Source organism: Ignavibacteriota bacterium (genome assembly GCA_016716225.1).
Classification (GTDB): domain Bacteria; phylum Bacteroidota; class Ignavibacteria; order Ignavibacteriales; family Melioribacteraceae.
Genome location: JADJWT010000002.1, coordinates 19980 through 37903, shown reverse-complemented (window position 1 = coordinate 37903; position 17924 = coordinate 19980). Strand labels below are relative to the sequence as shown.

General features: G+C 30.4%; 18 protein-coding genes. 5 read left to right on the top strand and 13 right to left on the bottom strand.

Annotated elements, in window-relative coordinates:
* Positions 1 to 15: 15 nt before the first annotated feature.
* The 5 genes from IPM32_18650 (at position 16) to IPM32_18630 (ending at position 6334) form a co-directional block, all read left to right on the top strand.
* A complete protein-coding gene (locus IPM32_18650; protein ID MBK8947266.1) occupies positions 16 to 2307 on the top strand; it encodes an MMPL family transporter in 2292 nt (763 codons plus the stop codon).
* Positions 2308 to 2332: 25 nt separating this feature from the next.
* Entirely contained in the window at positions 2333 to 3091 is a 759-nt protein-coding gene (locus tag IPM32_18645; GenBank protein MBK8947265.1) for an outer membrane lipoprotein-sorting protein, read from the top strand.
* A 168-nt stretch (positions 3092 to 3259) separates the two neighbouring features.
* Entirely contained in the window at positions 3260 to 4498 is a 1239-nt protein-coding gene (locus tag IPM32_18640) for a hypothetical protein (protein ID MBK8947264.1), read from the top strand.
* Between the two features lie 8 nt (positions 4499 to 4506).
* Positions 4507 to 5901: a DUF3943 domain-containing protein gene (locus tag IPM32_18635; GenBank protein MBK8947263.1), complete on the top strand. Its 1395-nt coding sequence runs from the start codon at positions 4507 to 4509 to the stop codon at positions 5899 to 5901.
* Positions 5902 to 5929: 28 nt separating this feature from the next.
* On the top strand, positions 5930 to 6334 hold the full coding sequence (locus tag IPM32_18630; protein MBK8947262.1) for a hypothetical protein: 405 nt from the start codon (positions 5930 to 5932) through the stop codon (positions 6332 to 6334).
* Positions 6335 to 6390: 56 nt separating this feature from the next.
* Here the strand turns inward: IPM32_18630 and ccsA are convergent, their stop codons facing one another.
* From ccsA to IPM32_18565, 13 genes are all read right to left on the bottom strand, one after another.
* Positions 6391 to 7215, bottom strand: a complete 825-nt coding sequence (gene ccsA / locus IPM32_18625; protein MBK8947261.1) for a cytochrome c biogenesis protein CcsA — start codon at positions 7213 to 7215, stop codon at positions 6391 to 6393.
* Position 7216: 1 nt separating this feature from the next.
* Entirely contained in the window at positions 7217 to 7879 is a 663-nt protein-coding gene (locus IPM32_18620) for a hypothetical protein (GenBank protein ID MBK8947260.1), read from the bottom strand.
* Between the two features lie 73 nt (positions 7880 to 7952).
* On the bottom strand, positions 7953 to 8336 hold the full coding sequence (locus tag IPM32_18615) for a DUF423 domain-containing protein (protein MBK8947259.1): 384 nt from the start codon (positions 8334 to 8336) through the stop codon (positions 7953 to 7955).
* Positions 8337 to 8365: 29 nt separating this feature from the next.
* Positions 8366 to 9367 (bottom strand): hypothetical protein, encoded by a 1002-nt coding sequence (locus tag IPM32_18610; protein MBK8947258.1) that lies wholly within the window; start codon positions 9365 to 9367, stop codon positions 8366 to 8368.
* Complete coding sequence (locus tag IPM32_18605; GenBank protein ID MBK8947257.1) at positions 9364 to 9807, bottom strand: hypothetical protein; 444 nt, start codon at positions 9805 to 9807, stop codon at positions 9364 to 9366. The genes IPM32_18610 and IPM32_18605 overlap by 4 nt, the downstream gene beginning before the upstream one ends.
* 23 nt (positions 9808 to 9830) lie before the next feature.
* The gene (locus tag IPM32_18600) at positions 9831 to 10565 is read right to left on the bottom strand and encodes a hypothetical protein (GenBank protein MBK8947256.1); all 735 of its coding nucleotides are present in this window, start codon (positions 10563 to 10565) and stop codon (positions 9831 to 9833) included.
* Between the two features lie 74 nt (positions 10566 to 10639).
* Positions 10640 to 11845 (bottom strand): outer membrane protein transport protein, encoded by a 1206-nt coding sequence (locus IPM32_18595; GenBank protein MBK8947255.1) that lies wholly within the window; start codon positions 11843 to 11845, stop codon positions 10640 to 10642.
* A 115-nt stretch (positions 11846 to 11960) separates the two neighbouring features.
* Entirely contained in the window at positions 11961 to 12953 is a 993-nt protein-coding gene (locus IPM32_18590; protein MBK8947254.1) for a hypothetical protein, read from the bottom strand.
* 164 nt (positions 12954 to 13117) lie between these two features.
* On the bottom strand, positions 13118 to 13723 hold the full coding sequence (locus IPM32_18585) for a hypothetical protein (protein ID MBK8947253.1): 606 nt from the start codon (positions 13721 to 13723) through the stop codon (positions 13118 to 13120).
* The gene (gene cyoE, locus IPM32_18580) at positions 13720 to 14592 is read right to left on the bottom strand and encodes a protoheme IX farnesyltransferase (GenBank protein ID MBK8947252.1); all 873 of its coding nucleotides are present in this window, start codon (positions 14590 to 14592) and stop codon (positions 13720 to 13722) included. The genes IPM32_18585 and cyoE overlap by 4 nt, the downstream gene beginning before the upstream one ends.
* A gap of 28 nt (positions 14593 to 14620) precedes the next feature.
* Positions 14621 to 15595, bottom strand: a complete 975-nt coding sequence (locus IPM32_18575; protein MBK8947251.1) for an SUMF1/EgtB/PvdO family nonheme iron enzyme — start codon at positions 15593 to 15595, stop codon at positions 14621 to 14623.
* Positions 15592 to 17127, bottom strand: coding sequence for a hypothetical protein (locus IPM32_18570; GenBank protein ID MBK8947250.1), 1536 nt, complete (start codon positions 17125 to 17127; stop codon positions 15592 to 15594). Before IPM32_18570 ends, IPM32_18575 begins: the two co-directional genes overlap by 4 nt.
* Before the next feature lie 180 nt (positions 17128 to 17307).
* Positions 17308 to 17892 carry a TetR/AcrR family transcriptional regulator gene (locus IPM32_18565; protein ID MBK8947249.1) on the bottom strand — a complete coding sequence of 195 codons (585 nt, stop codon included), beginning with the start codon at positions 17890 to 17892 and terminating at the stop codon, positions 17308 to 17310.
* Positions 17893 to 17924: the final 32 nt, after the last annotated feature.

Below are 17924 nucleotides of genomic sequence, written 5' to 3'. Positions count from 1 at the left end.
TAAGGATAACATAAAATGAACAAACTACTAATTAAATTTCTAAACTTTCCATATTTGATATTAGCGGTAATCTTAATTTTCTCCGCAGTATTTTTTTCTAAAATGATTGAAAACTCACGAATGGAAACCGATCTTGATGAATACATGCCGCAAGATCATCCGGCGTTTGTTTACAGCGATAAAGCCGAAGAATGGTTCAATATTAAAGACGGAATTATTGTTGCCGTTGAAAATAAAAATGGTGTTTACAATAAAGAAACTTTACAGATTATTAAAAATCTTACAAAGAAATTTCAAAAAATGCCGCAGATTGAAAAGGAAGATGTTACATCTCTCTACACTGCTGATAATATTGTTGGAACTGAAGACGGTATGGATGTAAAAGCTTTTTTCACAAAAGTTCCGGAGAGTGAAAATGAATTGCTCGAATTACAAGAAAAAGTAAAATCAAATGATATGGTTTACGGAAGATTGGTTTCGGAAGATGAAACTGTTTCCATAATTATTGCAGCAATTAATGATGATGTTTTCACACAAGAATTTTATGAAGAAATTCTTGATGTTGCAAAACAAGCAGAAACAGAAAATGTTAAACTTCATGTTGCCGGAAGACCAATAGTAGAAGGTACAATGGCGCTTCTCGGTCCAGCAGATATGAAGAAAATGGTCCCGATTGTTTTAATTGTAATTATTCTAGTTTTGTACATCACAATGCGAAGCCTAAGAAGCACGGCTTTAACAATGCTTGTAGTTTTGTTCAGCACACTTTGGGCTTTTGGTTTAATGGCGTTAGTCAATATTCCAATTTATGCGGTTTCCACCATGATTCCCGTTATGCTTATTGCAATTGGTGTTGCCGATGGAATTCATCTTTACAGCCATTTGCAGCTTTTTGTTTATAAAATTCCCAATGCAACAAAAAAAGAAGCTGTTTCCGATATGCTGATTAAAATGTGGAAACCGGTTGTAATGACATCAGTAACAACTGCAATTGGATTTATTTCATTGTTAACTTCACAAGTTTATCCAATAAAATATTTTGGAATTTTTACTGCTTTCGGAGTAATGGTTGCAATGGTATTCTCATTAGTTTTAATTCCAGCCGGCATCATGATTTTTGGTTTACCAAAAAGAAAGTTTAAAGAAAAAAAGCAAGAGAATAATCACTTTGCATTTTCTTTAACGGAAAAAATAATAAAACACAAAAGTGTATCAATTATTGCAACTATAATTATTGTTGCTGTTTCTATTGTTGGAATTACAAAAGTTTGGATTAACTCAAGCTTTCTCGATAAGTTTGAAAAGGATAGCGATATAGTTCTTACTGATGAATTTATCAACGAACATTTCGGCGGAACTTCAACAATAAATTTAATTCTTGATAGTAAAGAAAAAGACGCATTTAAAAATCCAAATGTATTAAAACTTGTTTCAACAATGCAGAATGATGTTGTTAAAACCCAAGCACTGGTTGGCAATTCTTTTTCTCTTACTGATTACATTGAAAGAATGAATAAAGTAATGCATGCCGATAGAGAAGAGTTTAATTCAATTCCCGATCAAAAAGATTTAATTGCTCAATACTTACTTTTATATGAAATGTCCGGCGATCCGGAAAATCTTTGGAAAGTTGTCGATTACAATTACAACAAACTTAATGTAAACTTCCAGCTAAAAAGTGATAATTCAAGAGCAATAAACTCTGCAATTTCTGAAATAGAAAAATTTAAAGACGATTTCAAAAAACTTGGAATTGAAATGAACTACGCCGGTTCCGGTTACAAAGGTTTGGTATTTACGGATTTAATTCTCGAAGGTCAAATAATGAGTTTAATAATGTCACTTTTCATTGTAATTATTTTAATCGCCATAATGTTTAAGAGCATAAATCTTGGATTGATCGGTTCCGTTCCAATAATCATAACAGCAGTTTTAGGCTTTGGAATAATGGGTTGGATGGATATTCCGTTAAACACAACTACAGCTTTACTTTCAAGTATTGCAATTGGAATTGGAATTGATTATGCAATTCACTTTTTAGAGCAGTATAAATTTTATTCGCAAAATAACAACAAACTTTTAACAGCACAAAATACAATGTCACATTCCGGAAGAGCAATTTTATTCAATGCTGTTGTGGTTATTGCGGGATTTCTTGTATTGCTTTTTTCAGTATTTCCTCCAAACAGAGAATTGGGTGCGTTGGTTTCAATAAATATGTTTATCAGTTTTATCGGTACAATAACAATTATGATGATTTTATTAAACATGTCAAACATTTACTTTAAAAATAAAAAGGAGAACTAAAATGAAAACCTTAAAAATAATGGCAATGCTTTTTGCAGTAATTTTAATTTTAAACAATGAAAATTATGCACAAAAATTAACCGGTTTAGAAATAGTTGAAAATGTTTATAACAGATCTGTTGGTGAAGATATGACAGCAGATTTAACAATGACATTAACAAATTCATCCGGCGATAGCAGAGTGAGAAAGATCAAACAATTTTCTAAAGACTTTGGAAAAGTTGAAAAGAAGATTATGTTTTTCGTAACACCGGCGGATGTAAAAAATACTTCATTTATGAATTGGAGTTATGATGAAGAAGGAAAGGATGACGATCAATGGATTTACTTACCGGCATTGAAGAAAACCAAACGAATTTCAAGTGATAGCAAAAGTGATTACTTCATGGGTTCTGATTTTACTTATGATGATCTTGGCGATCGTCAGCCGAAACAAGATAATCACAAATTATTGCGAGAAGAAAATGTAAATGGTGAAAATTGTTTCGTTGTTGAAAGTACACCAAAAGATAAAGATTATATGTATTCCAAAACAATTACTTGGATTATTAAAGACAAATGGATTGGATTGAAAAAAGAGTTTTATGATGAGGATGGTGAATTATTAAAAACATTAAATGTTGATAAATACGAAAACATAAACGGATTTTTAATTATTACAAACACAGCAATGAATAATAAACAAAATGATCACAAAACAATTATGGAATTGAAAAACGTTAAAATCAATACCGGCATTGATGATGGAAAGTTTACCGAAAGAATTATGATAAAAGGAATGTAAAAAATAGTATTCAGAAAACAGAATGCAGAATGCAGAATAAAAAAGTTGAACAAAAATAATTGTCATTCCCGGATGTTTTTAGCGGGAATCTATTATTCTTATAATTTGCAAGCTCAATTGTGAATTAACAAAAGCTTTTAAGAATTAAAAATGATTAGGAAACAAAAAATGAAAACGAAAATAATTTTAATAATGCTAATTATTGCAAACGGATTGTTTGCGCAATCTGTTGATTTTTCCGGATATGTCAGAAATTATTCGGGAATGCTTGCCGGAAATGGAAACACAGATTTTGTAATTCAGCAAAATACTTTCAATCTAAATATTGAAAAAAATCTTGGTGTTTCATCGTTCAAAGTAAATCCAATGCTTTATCATAATAATCATGATAGTTTAACGCTTAAACTGCGCGAGATTTATCTCGATCTAAATTTTGATAATATTGACATTCGTTTGGGAAAGCAGCAAATAGTTTGGGGAAAAGCGGATGGAGTTTTTATAACTGATATAATTTCGCCAAAAGATTTGTATGAATTTCTTCTTCCGGATTTTGATGAAATTAGAATTGGTGTAATCGGCGCAAAACTAAATTACTATTTGGGAAATAATACTTTTGAATTCGTTTGGCTTCCGGTTTTTACTCCGACAAATTTACCAAACGATAATTCAATTTGGGCGCCGCAAATGAATTTTGCAATTCCGCCAACTTTTGATAATTCGAAAAAAGAAATTATTCCTTCTTTAGAGAATAGTGAAATTTTCATGAAATATTCTGCACTTACAGAAATTGTTGATTTTGAATTAATGGGCGGATATATGTTTGATGACGATGCGGTAATGTTCAGCACAATTTTGCCGAATAATCTTGGCGGAATGAATTTAACAATTACTCCGGAATATAAAAGATTATCTGTTGCCGGCGGAAGTTTCAGCACAACTCTTGGTCCCTTTGTTTTGCGGGGTGAAGGAGCTTATTACTTCGGTAAATATTTTAATACAAATAATCTAGCAGTAGATAATGGAACGATTAAAAAGGATTATGTTCAATATATGTTCGGCACAGATTTCACTTTATTCGATATAAATATTAGTACGCAATTTATTCAAAAAGCAATTTTAGATTATGAAGAAATTATTCAGCCGAATAATTTATTTAGTGATGAATATAATAATATGCTAACCTTTCTCGCAAAATATTCTATGTTGAATGAAACATTGGATTTAGAACTTTTCACTTATTACGATTTTGAATTTGACGATGCGTTAATTAGACCAAGAATTTTATACGATTTTTCAGATGCAATTAATCTACAATTTGGAGCAAATATTTTTACCGGCTCAAGCGGACAATTTGGTCAATACAATTATAACGATATGATTTACGGAAAAGTGATTTATAGTTTTTGAGGTTTAACATGAAATTAAGATTTGAACAAATTATAGTCGCAGCCTTGGTTTTATTGATGTATCAAGATTTTTATTCACAAAAAAATGTTACAAATAGCGATAGCTTGATTTCTGAAAACAATAGCAATTATAAAATCTCTTCATACACAGAAGAAAAAAAATATCTGCTGCCGGCAATTGAAGTAGTCGGACTAAATTTAACTGTTTGGTCGTATAGCAAATATATTACACAAAGAGGTTTTGCTGATATTAGCTGGAATTCCGTAAAGAATAATTTTAAAACCGGTTTTGTTTGGGATAATGACAGATTTTTAATGAATCAATTTATGCATCCATTTCATGGAGCAAATTATTTTAATACTGCAAGATCAAACGGATTGAGTTTTTGGGAATCAATTCCTTACGCAATTAGCGGAAGTTTAATGTGGGAAATGTTTATGGAAAAAGAACTGCCTTCATACAACGATCTTGCCAATACTTCTATAAGCGGAATTACTCTTGGCGAAATATCAAATAGAATTGCGAATTTAATTATTGATGAAAGTACTATTGGTGCCGAAAGAGTTTTAAGAGAAATTTCATCTACGATTATAAATCCAATGAATGGATTTAACCGACTAATACGAGGCGATATGTGGAAAGTTGGAAATAAAAAAAAGAATGAGAAACTACATTTTACTTTTGCTGCTGGAACACATAATGTATTTATAAATAAAAATATTGATGAGAATGAACAATATCTTTCATTGCGTGGCAACTTAGATTATGGAAAACAATTTGATGTTAAGAATCACAAAAATCCTTTTGATTATTTCACCTTACAAATAGAAGCAAATTTTAGAAACGGTAGCGATATTTTGGCAATAAGTGCAAGCGGTGTAATTACAGACTCAAAATTAAATTTGTTCGATGTTTCAAATAATATTTTCGGAGTTTATAAAGAGATTGATATTTTCTATAACGATGTCTATAAATTTTCCTCAACAAGTATTTCATCTCAATTGGTTAATACAACAAAACTTTCACCAGATTTAAGTTTGCAGAATTATTTAGGTATTTCAATTATTATAATGGGAGCAACAAACTCGGCTTACGCAAATGAAGTTGATAAAGATTATAATCTTGGTCCGGGAGTTAGCGGAAAAATAGGTGTAAACTTAAAGTTTGATGAAAATTCATCTATCTACTTAAACTATAAACGAAATTGGATTTATACTTTAAGCGGTGCTGAAAGTGAAGAATTTATAGGTTTACTGAACTCTGGTATCAACTACAATTTATTTGCTCAAAGTCATATTGGAATTGAATATTTATTATATGAACGTTTTGGAGATTATAAAAATTTTCCTAATACAAAAGATTCTAATTCGGCATTAAGATTTTATATCAAACAAACATTTTAAATTATGCTTAATAAAACTAAGGAGTAAAATGAAATTTAAATATTTAGTTATAGCAATAAGTCATTTTATTGTTTTAAATATTTCAGCCCAAGGGAAATTTTCTCTTTTGGAAATGGAAAAATTAAAGGAGTTTTTAAATTTTAATAATGAGCAAGAAATATTTGTAAGTGAAAAAATAAATCAAATTAATCTAATTATAAAAAAAGATGAAAATATAATTTCTGAAATAAAACAGCGTGTAAAAAATGATGATGAACCGGGATTCTTTGAGAAAATTGAAATAAAACTTGGGCATGATAAACGTGCTTCACAAATTGAAAATTTAATTGATGAAATTGAAAACGAACTTACTCCGCAACAGAAAATAAAATTTCAACAAATTGAAAAACCAAAATTAAGAGAAATTAAAAAGGAAGATGTGTTTGGTAAATAAAATAATCTAAAGAAATTTAAAACAAGCTAATTCATAAATATCCAATTGGATAACTTTTATATAAAAATATGAAAACTGTTCATAAAATTATTTGGTATAAATAAAGAGATTAGAATTAAACAAAAGATAATTAGAACTATTTTAATTATTCCCTTGCCAAATAACTTTTTGAAAATTTTCAGTGAAATACCTACAATAAAAATAAACCATATCATCATTGAGATAATAAATTTTGGATCGAATATTTGAAAATTAGGCAGCCCTGTATATGCATATCTTAATCCAACAATAATAGAAATTGAATGGAACATAAAAGCTATAACAAATGAATTGTAAATAAGTTTTTCAAGAACTTCCAAATTTGGCATTTTTCTGTATATCAAACTAAACTTATTGTTTTTCAGATTATAGTATTGTAATAAATAAACAATACTATAGATTGCAGCAATAGTAATACTTGAATATCCCAAAACAGAACCAATAACATGTGCACCTAATACAGTGCTGCTAAGTATTGCCGGAATATTAATTTGATCTGAAATAAATATTGAAGAGATTAATTGAAAAAGAAACGAAAATATTAAAGGTAATAAACCAGTTCGGCTAAAATCAGTTAATAGTTCCAAGATAAAGTAAGAAATGGAAAGACAAAGCGATATAAGTGTTAAGATTTCAAATTTGTTTGTAATTGGAGCATGTTGAAACTCTATAATTCTTAGTGATAAATAGATTATGTGAATAAACACAGTAATAAATAAAAAAACTCTTTTTGAATTATAAAATTTACTTCCTTCAAATATGAGGTCATAAAAGTAAACTATTGCTGTTGATAAATATAACAGAGGCATTAAAGAATTTAGGAAATGAATTTCAGTAATCATTTTAATTATTCTGATTGTTAGAAAAGTTATTAAATTTTATTTTTTTCATAAAGCCCCAAGTAAAAGCCAAAGTCATCAATAAAAGCAGAGCAGCTAAAATCATCATAACAAATTCCGGAGAAAAAAATAATAATTGTTTATCAGACTTTAGAAATGTCAACGCAATTCCACCGAGACCAATTAATATTTCGCCAATAGTTACAAAGATAAATCCATTTGGAGCTTTGCCCATTCTTATTGCAATTATTGGAATAAGAAACACAGTTAATCCAAAAATAGAATGAACAGAGGCAATTGCAAAAACTTGTAAACCTCTTGGAACATCTGGAATAAATCTTGTGAGAATAATTGAGATTAAACCAAACAATGCAATAATTTTATAAGATTTACCTAATTTTTCTTTGTGGAATTCACAAACTAATCCAACTGCAAGCCCCATTGGAATTAGAGTTGTAACAACAATTATTTCCGGTTGTGGTAAAATATCCCAACCAAAAATGATAAGCAGTAATCCTGAAATTAATAATACAGTGAAAGAAACAATGTATGGAATATTGTGTCTTGGCTTTAATTCCTTTGAATTAAAATCTTGGTATAATCTTACAATAAGATAAATAGCTGAAAAACCTGTTAGTAGAAGAACAGTTTTGTCAAATAGATTCATATTATCTCCTCAATTAGGAAAATTGTGTATAAACATAATTTCTATTTTTGTTAAAGTTATTTTAAACAAATATTTATTTAAGTTTCACTTTGTATCCAGCATATGCTAAAGTGAACCATCCGCCAACCAATGCTGTTCCGCCAATTGGAGTTATATAACCCATTTTTAAACCTGTAAATGAAATTAAGAATAGACTACCTGAAAAAAATATTATTCCAAGTAGGAATAATATTCCAGAAATATTAAGAGACTTGGTTTGCGATTTACAAATGCCTAAAGCAAAAGAAACAACAAAAAGAACTAATGAATGGTACATTTGGTAGCGTACAGCTTTGCCAAAAGTTACCAAAGCATTATTTTGAACTAAAATATCAGCACCGCCATGAGCACCAAAAGCACTAATTGCTACAGCTAAACCGCCTAAAATTGCAGCGGATATAAAAAATATTTTCTGCATTTAATTTCCCAAATAATTTATTCAAAATTCTAAAAGCTAACAACCGCTTGTAATATTGCTTTATGCTCTCGTTTATAGTTTTCTAATTGACTTGATAAAATTTCTATCTTGAAAGAAAGATTATCATGTATTCTATATCCAAAAGTTGCTGTATATCTATTTTGACAATCATCAGCACCATCAAAATCTCTATCCAATTCAGATTGCCAAGCGTCAAATCTTAAGCTTAGATAAATTGGCATTAAAGTCCATTCTATGAGTTCTGTTATAAGTTGAAAATAAACCCCATGATGAATATCATCAATTATCATAGTATCTTTGGTTCCTTCATAGATTCCTTTCGTCCATAAGTATTCGAATTGAAATTGGAATAGCTTTGAGTTTAACTGTAAATCAATTCCATTTATCCATTTATTTGAATTGTTCAATTTTATTATTTCGGAAGAATGTGAAGCTCCAATTTCAATAGATGGGAATATTGTATATCTAACATTACCGCCTAAATTTACACCGTCAGAAAAACCATTAATAGCCCAAATATCAAATTTGAAATTGCCATGAAAAATATGGAAATCAATACCGATATCGTTCCATCCCCCAATGGTTTTTTCTATAACAAGCGGTTGGGTAATAGTTAATCTATCTGATGAGGCAAAAGACAAATAATCTAATCCAAAAGGTATATCAAATTTACCAAACAATAATGCAGTATGATCATAAGTTTCTTTTCTTCTTGGATGCAAAGCTGGTCCATCATTAAAACTATAATGAACAAATGCCATAGCCAATTCCATTTTTTCTGATTCATTGTTAAGAGCAACAGCGGTTCCAACAGAAAAATTTGTTTGGTGTGCATAGCTTACATCAAGCTCAAATTGGTTTATTTGAAATTGGTGTGAACTTTTTGAAGCAAAATTTTGAGTACTAATTACATCAAAAAAACCAGTTAATTCTGTTTGAGCTTTTACAGAAATATTTACTATAAGAAGAACGGAAATTTTAAGTAATAGAAAATTATTAATTGTTTTCATACTTTATTGCCGATATGTTTTACAAAATTATAATAATAAACAAAGCTGGAAATGAATAATGCTGTACCAATACCAACATAAATCGGAAGAAGTAGATATTTAGGAATTAATGATGTTGTGCGCATGAAAATTCCTAAACTCATCATAAATACTATTAGGAAGTACATTTTCCATCTTTGAAATGCAAAAACACAAACTGTTTCTGAATATGAATTGATTCTTATTATATTTTTTTTTGCAAGTTTGCTGAAACCAAATTTTGAAATTGAAAGTCCAAGAAAAATGCCAACAACATAAGAAGTGAAAATCTGCATCTTAGATAATTGCGTTATCCATCTTAGTGCAATCACATTTAGAAAAATCCCAGCACAATTCCATAATAATCCAGAGATTAATATTAGATACTTTTTTTTAATTGATGGTTTGAATTTATTTAGCACTTATCTACACTTTTGATTTTATATTATTCTAACTTTTTTATAATAAATGCTTCGTTAGGTGTTTCTAACAATACAATACGTACTTTTTCTTGCCAAAGATCACCAAAATTTATTATTTCTTCGGTTGAAGCCTTACCGCTAATAATCAATGGTGTTAATTTTGTCATTTCCGGATTTGTGGGAATTGCGCTTGCTTTATAGGAAACACAAACTTTTTGTTTTGTATCAATTCGTTCAAAAATTATTTCTGCTAGTACATCTTCAGTTGGTTTATTATTTAAATCGTACTCTAATAAATTATATCGACTAAACTTTCCTTTCATTCCTTTAAATCCAGTATTTCCAGCCGCCCCGGTAATAAATGAAATAACTTGAGAAATCGGTCCATTTACATTGTCATCTGGTGCACCCTTAATGGTAACTCTTATCGCACCACGTTCGGGAGTTTTATCTTTGTAAAGCTCATTCAATGCTAATTGTGTCATTTTATAAGCACCAGCAACTGCGGCACATGAATGACCGCTATATTCAATTATATCCGTATAATAATACACATATACTTCTTCAGCATTTGTAGCTCCAAGTGTATATGCCATTGGGTCTATTAACTTAATTGGTTCAACCTGATTAAAGAAATCCCGCTTAAAATTTGTATCACTTTTATTTATTTCACGCTGTGCATGGAATGTATTAGCAATAAAAATTCCAATTAACAAAATAAATTTGAATCTATTAAATATTTTTATATTTGATGACATCTGTTTCTCCTAATAAACTTCAAATTAATATGATAAGAGCCAGTTATTACTGACTCTTATTTAACAAATTAATATTACATCCTATAACCAAATTGGAAGAAAACTATATTTTGACTTGCCGCAATATTTAATGGTGCTACACTCGATTCTAATTCATTATACAAGCCGTGAGTGAAAGAAATGGTTGAAGACAAATTGTCATTCCATGCCCGTTTTAGACCAATTGAAATATGATGTTCAACAACAGCAATTGATCCAAGATTGTTTCCAACATTTTCATCTGTAATTGGAGTTGCCCCATAAGAATAACCAGCCATAATTGTCATACATTCGTTAGCATTTAATTTTGCTCCAATTGAATAAACCATTTGATCTTCCCAACCAAAGTTAACTGGAATCACCAAACCGGATGGAGTAGTTAAATCTATTTTATCTAATACAGAAGAGAAATTATACCACTTTAAATCAGCTTCAACTTGTAATTTAGACATTGGTTTAAACGCTATACCGAATGCAACATTTTGCGGACTATCCATATCAAAAAGATATACACCATCGCCACCAGCCATTGGGTGTAAGCTTGTACCATTGAATTCATATTCGCTAATATTTATTTCAGATGTATATGATAATCCTAATTGTAAATTAGGAAGTGCTTTGTATATTAAACCAAAGCTGCCACCAAAACCATAATTTTCTGTTTGTGGAAGAATGAATGCTGGAGTTTTTAATGATAAGGATTGTTGTGCAATTTGAATAGATGCAGCAATTGTTAGATCGTTATTAATTTTGTAAGCAATAGTAGGTACAATTTTAAGCAGCCCTTTTTTTGAAACTACAGAAACATTTTCGGGAAAAGGAGTGGTTGGATTATCAACTAAAGTTGAAGAAGGAAAATCTACTCCCATTCCGGAAACACCACCGGCTGCAACCCCAACAATTATTTTATCAGTAATTTTTGCAGCAAAACCATTTCCCATTCCCAAATAATAATTTGAATTACTTTCCGTGTTTTTTTCAAGTGGCGTACCTATTGCACTTTTGATTTCTCTTGGTGGATTTACAAATCCCAAACTAACATCAAATCCAATTTTATTAATTTCCAAAACACCAATTGCAGCAGGATTATATAGCATTGAAGGAGCATCTATCGGATCAGCAACTACGCTTCCACCAAGCGCCAACTGTCCTGCTGTAACTCCAATCATTTGATCTGCTTTTTGAGCAAAAATATTTGAAGTAATTAACAATAAGGTTGAAATGATTATAATTTTTCTCATACTAAACTCCATAAAAAGACTGTTTAGAATTTGAACAAAGATATAGAAGGAGCCTTTTCTTTCTATTATGTTCTCATTGCTAAACAGTCTCATATTATTTAAGAATTAATTAGTTTTATTTTTCACGAACATTGGAATCAATAAATAAATTTTTAAATATTGGAAGCAAAAACATTCCAAATAATGCTAATGACATAAGTCCACCGACTAACCATTCAAAAGAATTTCTTACAAAATACCCATCAAATCCAATTAGAGCCGTTGCCAAAGCTGTTGTAAGCACTGTGTAATATCCAAATTTTTTCTTCATTGCTAAAAATGGTATTGCAATTATCATTAAATATGAAGATGCATAGTTCATAAACCCACCAAGAAGCAAAGTAAGTGTGTTTGGATTATATATAGCCTCTTTTGTTTTTGCTAATTCTCCTGCATTAATTTGAGCTTGTGAAGTTGTTACTAAAGCAAGTGCATCATAGTGATCTAAATTTGTAAAGAAATTGCCAAGCGGATCAAACGAAGATGTATGAGTTAAATATTCTGGTATAAAGATAAAATAGCGAACCCCGTGTTGGCCATTCATAAAAACCATACCTGCCACAACACCCAAAAATGTATAAGGAATAATCTTAATAATTTTGTTTTTTATTGTATCATTATCTGCTAATAAAAATATATAATAGAATAAAAGCCCAAATACCATTGTCCACAAAACTGGTGCTGCTGGTGATATGCCAGCTGGTGGAGGTAAAATACCTGCAACAGGACCTTTTGAATAATCTGAGACTACCAATACCATCCAAGGTATCCACATTGTCATTCCAGCAACTGAAGGAATAGCAGCAAGTCCTAACATAGTACTTCTTGCCCATTCCTTACCATCATACACATTTTTTGCAATTACAATAGCCAAAGCACCGCCTAACCACAATACTACCATCCAAATACTATAAGTTGCTCCTAAAATTGGCACAGCAGGGTAAAAATCTGGATCAAAAGGAATTAACCTTTCCATAACATTTTCCAATGCAAATTTTAATGTTCGCATGCCTTGTGTTGGCATAATATACATCATAAAAATGCCGGCAATTACAGCGGTAACTGCCATAATTGTTCGTTGTGTTTTTGTTGTTTCATTGAACATCATTGTTCTCCTGAGTTATTTAATGAAAAAGAGCTTATGAAATAATTTCATTGTACTCTATTATTTAAGTTTTTAACTAAATTTTGAAAAGAATATTTTGTTCATTTCCATGTTGCATTATTAAAATTTTAATTGGCCCTTAAACCAATAACAAAAGCTAAAGTTGAAAAAAAGAGAACAGTTGGAAACAACAATTCAAAATATTTTCTATTAAAAATTGGTTTACCATTTTTAATAAAAACTATTTGAAGTCCAGCAAAACTTATTAGCAAACTACCAATACTTATGAAAATGTATGTTGTTGATATTTCACTTTGTAGTATAAATGCAACTGGAAGTAATAAGATAACAATACCCGAAACTCCATAAATTAAACCCAAAGAAAGAGACGCGAACCTACCATTACCATAAAATCTAAAATATATTGATATAAGAAAACCAATTATTATAAAGACTAAATATGGCGTATGATATTCTTGAATTTTATCGTCAATCATACCTAAGGAAAAGGTTAACGGTATCAAGGATGTAATTACTGCTACAAAACTATTTTCCATAATTTCGAAACCCATCAAAAGCAATAAGATGCATGCTAATAATAAAATTCCGAATGATACTGTAAAGTAAAATGTTGTCAAATTTGAATAGAAATCCATTCCACTTATTATTTGATATCCAGAAATATGCCCTGTTAATAAAAATAATATCCGATTTATTATACGGATTCGTTTCATAATGTTCCCAAAACCACCAATATCATAGCACCAAGCATATAAAATGATGCATATTTGAATAATCCGAAATTAATTATTTCAGAAGGTTTGTAAATACTTACACCAGCAAGTCCGATTATTCCAAATGTTAAAACAGAAAACAATCTTAGGTAGCCCCAAGAGAGTCCGAGACCAAATGCAACAGTTGCAATGGATACTGCTGCACCAAAACTTGAGATTGCAATAATTACTCTTGTTTTTTGTTTTCCATAAGTGGAGGGGAAAGTAGGTATCCCTGCTAAATTATAATCTTCAAAATATTTTATACTAAACGTAAGTATATGGGTTGGTATCCAAAGTAGTATTGAAACTGAAAATAATACTCCAATAAAATCTATTTCACCTATTCCTAAAGCACGTCCAGCTAATATTGGCATTCCTCCAGAAATTCCACCCCAGACAATTGACCAAGCAGTTTTTCTTTTAAGCCACATTGTATATATAACTACATCAATAAATAAACCAGCAAATATAATTAGACCGTATAAAGGCGACATACTTAAAGCAATTACCACACCAATAGTTGAAATTATTAGCCCAATTTTAAAAACCTCATTTGAATCAATTGTGCCGGAAGGAAGTGGACGGTTTTTAGTTCTATCCATTTTAGCATCAATGTCTCTATCATACCACATATTTAGAATTGTACTACCGCTAATTGTTAAGAATAGGCTTACTAATAATCCAACAAATGTTTTCCATGACATTATTGGACATCGGGCGCTTATATATCCTGTAATACCAGTAATTAGCAAAAGCATTGTTTGAAGACTCTTGATTAAAGGTAAATAAATCTTTAGGTTTTTTGAAATCAGTGTTTTTGTATTCATTCCTAATCTCCTCATATAAAAACATGATTTAATTATTTTTTTCTACTTTTTTAACACACCTGAAACCAACTTGCGGACTGTAATATGTTGGATGTGCACTATTATTTTTCCAAACTCTTAAATCAACTTCGTAAGTGTAGTAACTGCCGCCTCGTAAATAGCGGTAGTGTTGATCTTGATAATCGTCTCCCATCCACTGCCAAACGTTTCCTGCCATATCATATAAACCATAGGGGCTTTTAGATTCTAAAGTTTTGTAACCGCTATATGTTTTCCCATTATAAAAACCAACAGGTGTTGTATTGCCCAACTTATCGGAGATTTTTTCCAATAGATCAAATGAGGAATAATAGTTAGCATTATTTCTGAAAATTTCTTTTCCCCAAGGAAAAGGTAATCCATGTCCATCTATGATGTTAACGCCTCTCGCGGATTTCTCCCATTCTTTTTCAGTTGGTAATCTAAATCCATAAAATTGACAATAGGCATTTGCTCCATACCAAGTTATCATTGTGACAGGATGGTTGGCATATTCAGGGATGGCTTTAAATTTCTCATTTTCTAAAACTAAACGTAATCCTTCAATTTCAAGCGGCATGAGAAGTTTATTACCTGATTTCATTTCTTCTTCGTGCTTAAAGTTATTAAAAGGTTCTCCTTTATAGTTTCCCAAAACACCTTTTACTAATTCTGTTTTGTGTCCAGCTTCGACTTCTACATTACCAATATTAACTTTCCCGGCTGATATAGCTTCATTTAGAAAATTTGCATATTGAGAGTTAGTAACATCAGTAATCATAATTTCAAAATCATAATCAATATTTGTCATATGATCGTGCTGACCAAAAGGGAATTCACCAGATTTAACAATTGCCCAAGTGTCCGAATCTATACCAGTTTCTATGAATGGTGGTTTAACCGAACCAACATTTGTATCTGATTGACAACTAACAAATGACAGAGATATCAAAATAAAAGTAAATATTGACAGTATGATTTTCATTCTGTTACCTCCTTCAAGATATTATTCAATTCCTCTAACTTTCTTTTTTGTTCTTCAATCTCCTCTTCGGCACACTTTTTCTTTTCACTTGAAAACTCTTTTAACCAATATCCTTTTGTTTGGAATAAATCATATAGTCTCCAACCCATAAATATTGCAAGTATTATTAGAACAATTGCTAGCCCAAAATCCATTAATAACATTGTTGTATTAACAACTCCTTGTTGATTTGTTTCATCAACAAACAATCTTTTCATTGAAAAAATTGTTGCTGCTCCAAATGCCAAATCTGATAGAATAATTACAGACCATCCAAACCACTTGCGAACTTTTCCTTTTAGACCGGACAAATCAGCAAAATACATAATAATTATTGTTGCAATTAGGGCTGCCAAAATGTGCCAGTGACCAGTTAAAGTTATTCTTTCCTCTCTGTGGGGCCAAACACGAAAAATCTTTTCGAGTTTAATAGCTAGAAAAATTCCAACACCACTTACCGTAAAGTTCATAAATACCATTTGCCAGCCAGGTCCAAATTTTAATGGATCGCTCAAGAGTGCTTTAATTTTTTGAAATACGCTTGGTTTTTCTAATTTCTCGGTACCTTGCTTTATTAACATTCCCCAGCTATAGATTACAAACAGAAGTGCTGCAAACATTACGAATACAGAACCGACATAAATTGTAGTATGAGCCCATTCAATCCAGACAACAGAAAGAGCTCCAAATGTTATGGTTATTGTTCCAACAATCATTAATGGCATTGCGATTTTATGTAATTTACCACTAAATTTTAACCAGTGACCTACAATAAGTGTAATTGCAACAGCAACAAGTGTAAGCATTATGTGTAAATGACCAATAATTGCTTTTTGCAAGTAAGTTTTATGCGGATTTCTAATTAAATCCTCGCCAAGAAAAGTTTCATGTCCATTTCCCCAAAAAGATCCAGTAACAGCACCAAATGATGCGGAAACAAGCATACAAATTGCCATTACAAAAAATGCCATTCTTTCAAAATCAATACCTTTTTTTGAATGTGCAAAAGATGAGTTTTGATCCAATAAATATTCTTTTCTCCAAGGATTTAATGCCACAACAAGTAGAATTCCAGCAAAAAAGACTAATGATTGACCGAGAAGAAAAAGACCGTGAAAAATGAAGTTATGTCCCCAATATGCAAATGCCATCCCAAAAATTACAGCAATTAAATACCCAATTGTAATTGTTCCATTAATTATGGTTTGTTCATGCTTTTTCATGCTTACAATTTCAGTTATGAAATAGACTTCAATTGCTACAATTGTCATCGCAATTGTGTGATAAAGCATTATTATGCGACCTTCTCTTTCGGCTTGAATTAACTTTAGACCAAGCAAGTTTACAGTAATGTCTTTTATACCCCATTCAACCATTGGTCCAGAAAGCGTTCCAAATATGGCAGTTATTAAAGATACTACAGCAATGGCTACAAGTGTCAATCCACGCGTACTGCGAAAGAGGTAATCAAATCTTTTTACAGAAGATGCCATAGTTTTTTACCCTATTTTTTTGAAAAATATTTATATGTATGTGAATATTCACTTACATTTAATGTAAAAAATTTTGTGTATTAAAAAATTATTATTTTTTGGATTTTGTCATTTTCACAAGTTTCAAAATTGATTATTAATTTTCAAATTAAAGAATTTTAATAAACGTTAATCTAACATTTATGCTTTTAGTAGTTCTTTAAGACTCTCTAAAAGAATTTTACCTTCACTTTTTATGTCAAATTTATAATTAGATAATCTCCATTTTGTAACAGTATAACGAATTGATCCAATTATTATTTTAACAATCTGTTCTATTTTAATATTATTAAGTTTTATTTCACCATTCTCTTGTCCACGTTTAATTATACAAGTAAGAGAATCCTCATGCATTTTTAATAATTTATAAACTTCTATTGAAAGTAAACTATCATTCTGAAAAATTGATTCTGAAAATATGACTGCTGATACGGCGGGTTTACCAGCAAAATAATTAAAATGATGTTTGAATATATTCTCCATATCAGCTAATGCAGAAATCTCTGAAGAACAAGCAATTTTTAAGGTGGGTTTACACTCTTCTTGAAAATTTTTAAGTATTCCAAGTAAAATTTCTATCTTACCAGTAAAATGGCGGTAAATAGCTCCCTCGGTTACCCCAAGTTTTTGAGCCAAATTTTTAATTGTAAATTCTTGAATGCTTTTCTCAGCAATTAATTCGATTGAAGCATCAATTATTTTATTTTGTTTAATTGTATATATCATTTTACAAAAGTAAGTAAACGCATACATACAAT

Excerpts from the sequence above, each read along its gene's own strand:
- IPM32_18650 (MBK8947266.1), top strand. The coding sequence starts at position 16 with ATGAACAAACTACTAATTAAATTTCTAAACTTTCCATATTTGATATTA.
- IPM32_18645 (MBK8947265.1), top strand. The coding sequence starts at position 2,333 with ATGCTTTTTGCAGTAATTTTAATTTTAAACAATGAAAATTATGCACAA.
- IPM32_18640 (MBK8947264.1), top strand. The coding sequence starts at position 3,260 with ATGAAAACGAAAATAATTTTAATAATGCTAATTATTGCAAACGGATTG.
- IPM32_18635 (MBK8947263.1), top strand. The coding sequence starts at position 4,507 with ATGAAATTAAGATTTGAACAAATTATAGTCGCAGCCTTGGTTTTATTG.
- IPM32_18630 (MBK8947262.1), top strand. The coding sequence starts at position 5,930 with ATGAAATTTAAATATTTAGTTATAGCAATAAGTCATTTTATTGTTTTA.
- ccsA (MBK8947261.1), bottom strand. The coding sequence starts at position 7,215 with ATGATTACTGAAATTCATTTCCTAAATTCTTTAATGCCTCTGTTATAT.
- IPM32_18620 (MBK8947260.1), bottom strand. The coding sequence starts at position 7,879 with ATGAATCTATTTGACAAAACTGTTCTTCTACTAACAGGTTTTTCAGCT.
- IPM32_18615 (MBK8947259.1), bottom strand. The coding sequence starts at position 8,336 with ATGCAGAAAATATTTTTTATATCCGCTGCAATTTTAGGCGGTTTAGCT.
- IPM32_18610 (MBK8947258.1), bottom strand. The coding sequence starts at position 9,367 with ATGAAAACAATTAATAATTTTCTATTACTTAAAATTTCCGTTCTTCTT.
- IPM32_18600 (MBK8947256.1), bottom strand. The coding sequence starts at position 10,565 with ATGTCATCAAATATAAAAATATTTAATAGATTCAAATTTATTTTGTTA.
- IPM32_18595 (MBK8947255.1), bottom strand. The coding sequence starts at position 11,845 with ATGAGAAAAATTATAATCATTTCAACCTTATTGTTAATTACTTCAAAT.
- IPM32_18590 (MBK8947254.1), bottom strand. The coding sequence starts at position 12,953 with ATGGCAGTTACCGCTGTAATTGCCGGCATTTTTATGATGTATATTATG.
- IPM32_18585 (MBK8947253.1), bottom strand. The coding sequence starts at position 13,723 with ATGAAACGAATCCGTATAATAAATCGGATATTATTTTTATTAACAGGG.
- cyoE (MBK8947252.1), bottom strand. The coding sequence starts at position 14,592 with ATGAATACAAAAACACTGATTTCAAAAAACCTAAAGATTTATTTACCT.
- IPM32_18575 (MBK8947251.1), bottom strand. The coding sequence starts at position 15,595 with ATGAAAATCATACTGTCAATATTTACTTTTATTTTGATATCTCTGTCA.
- IPM32_18570 (MBK8947250.1), bottom strand. The coding sequence starts at position 17,127 with ATGGCATCTTCTGTAAAAAGATTTGATTACCTCTTTCGCAGTACGCGT.
- IPM32_18565 (MBK8947249.1), bottom strand. The coding sequence starts at position 17,892 with ATGATATATACAATTAAACAAAATAAAATAATTGATGCTTCAATCGAA.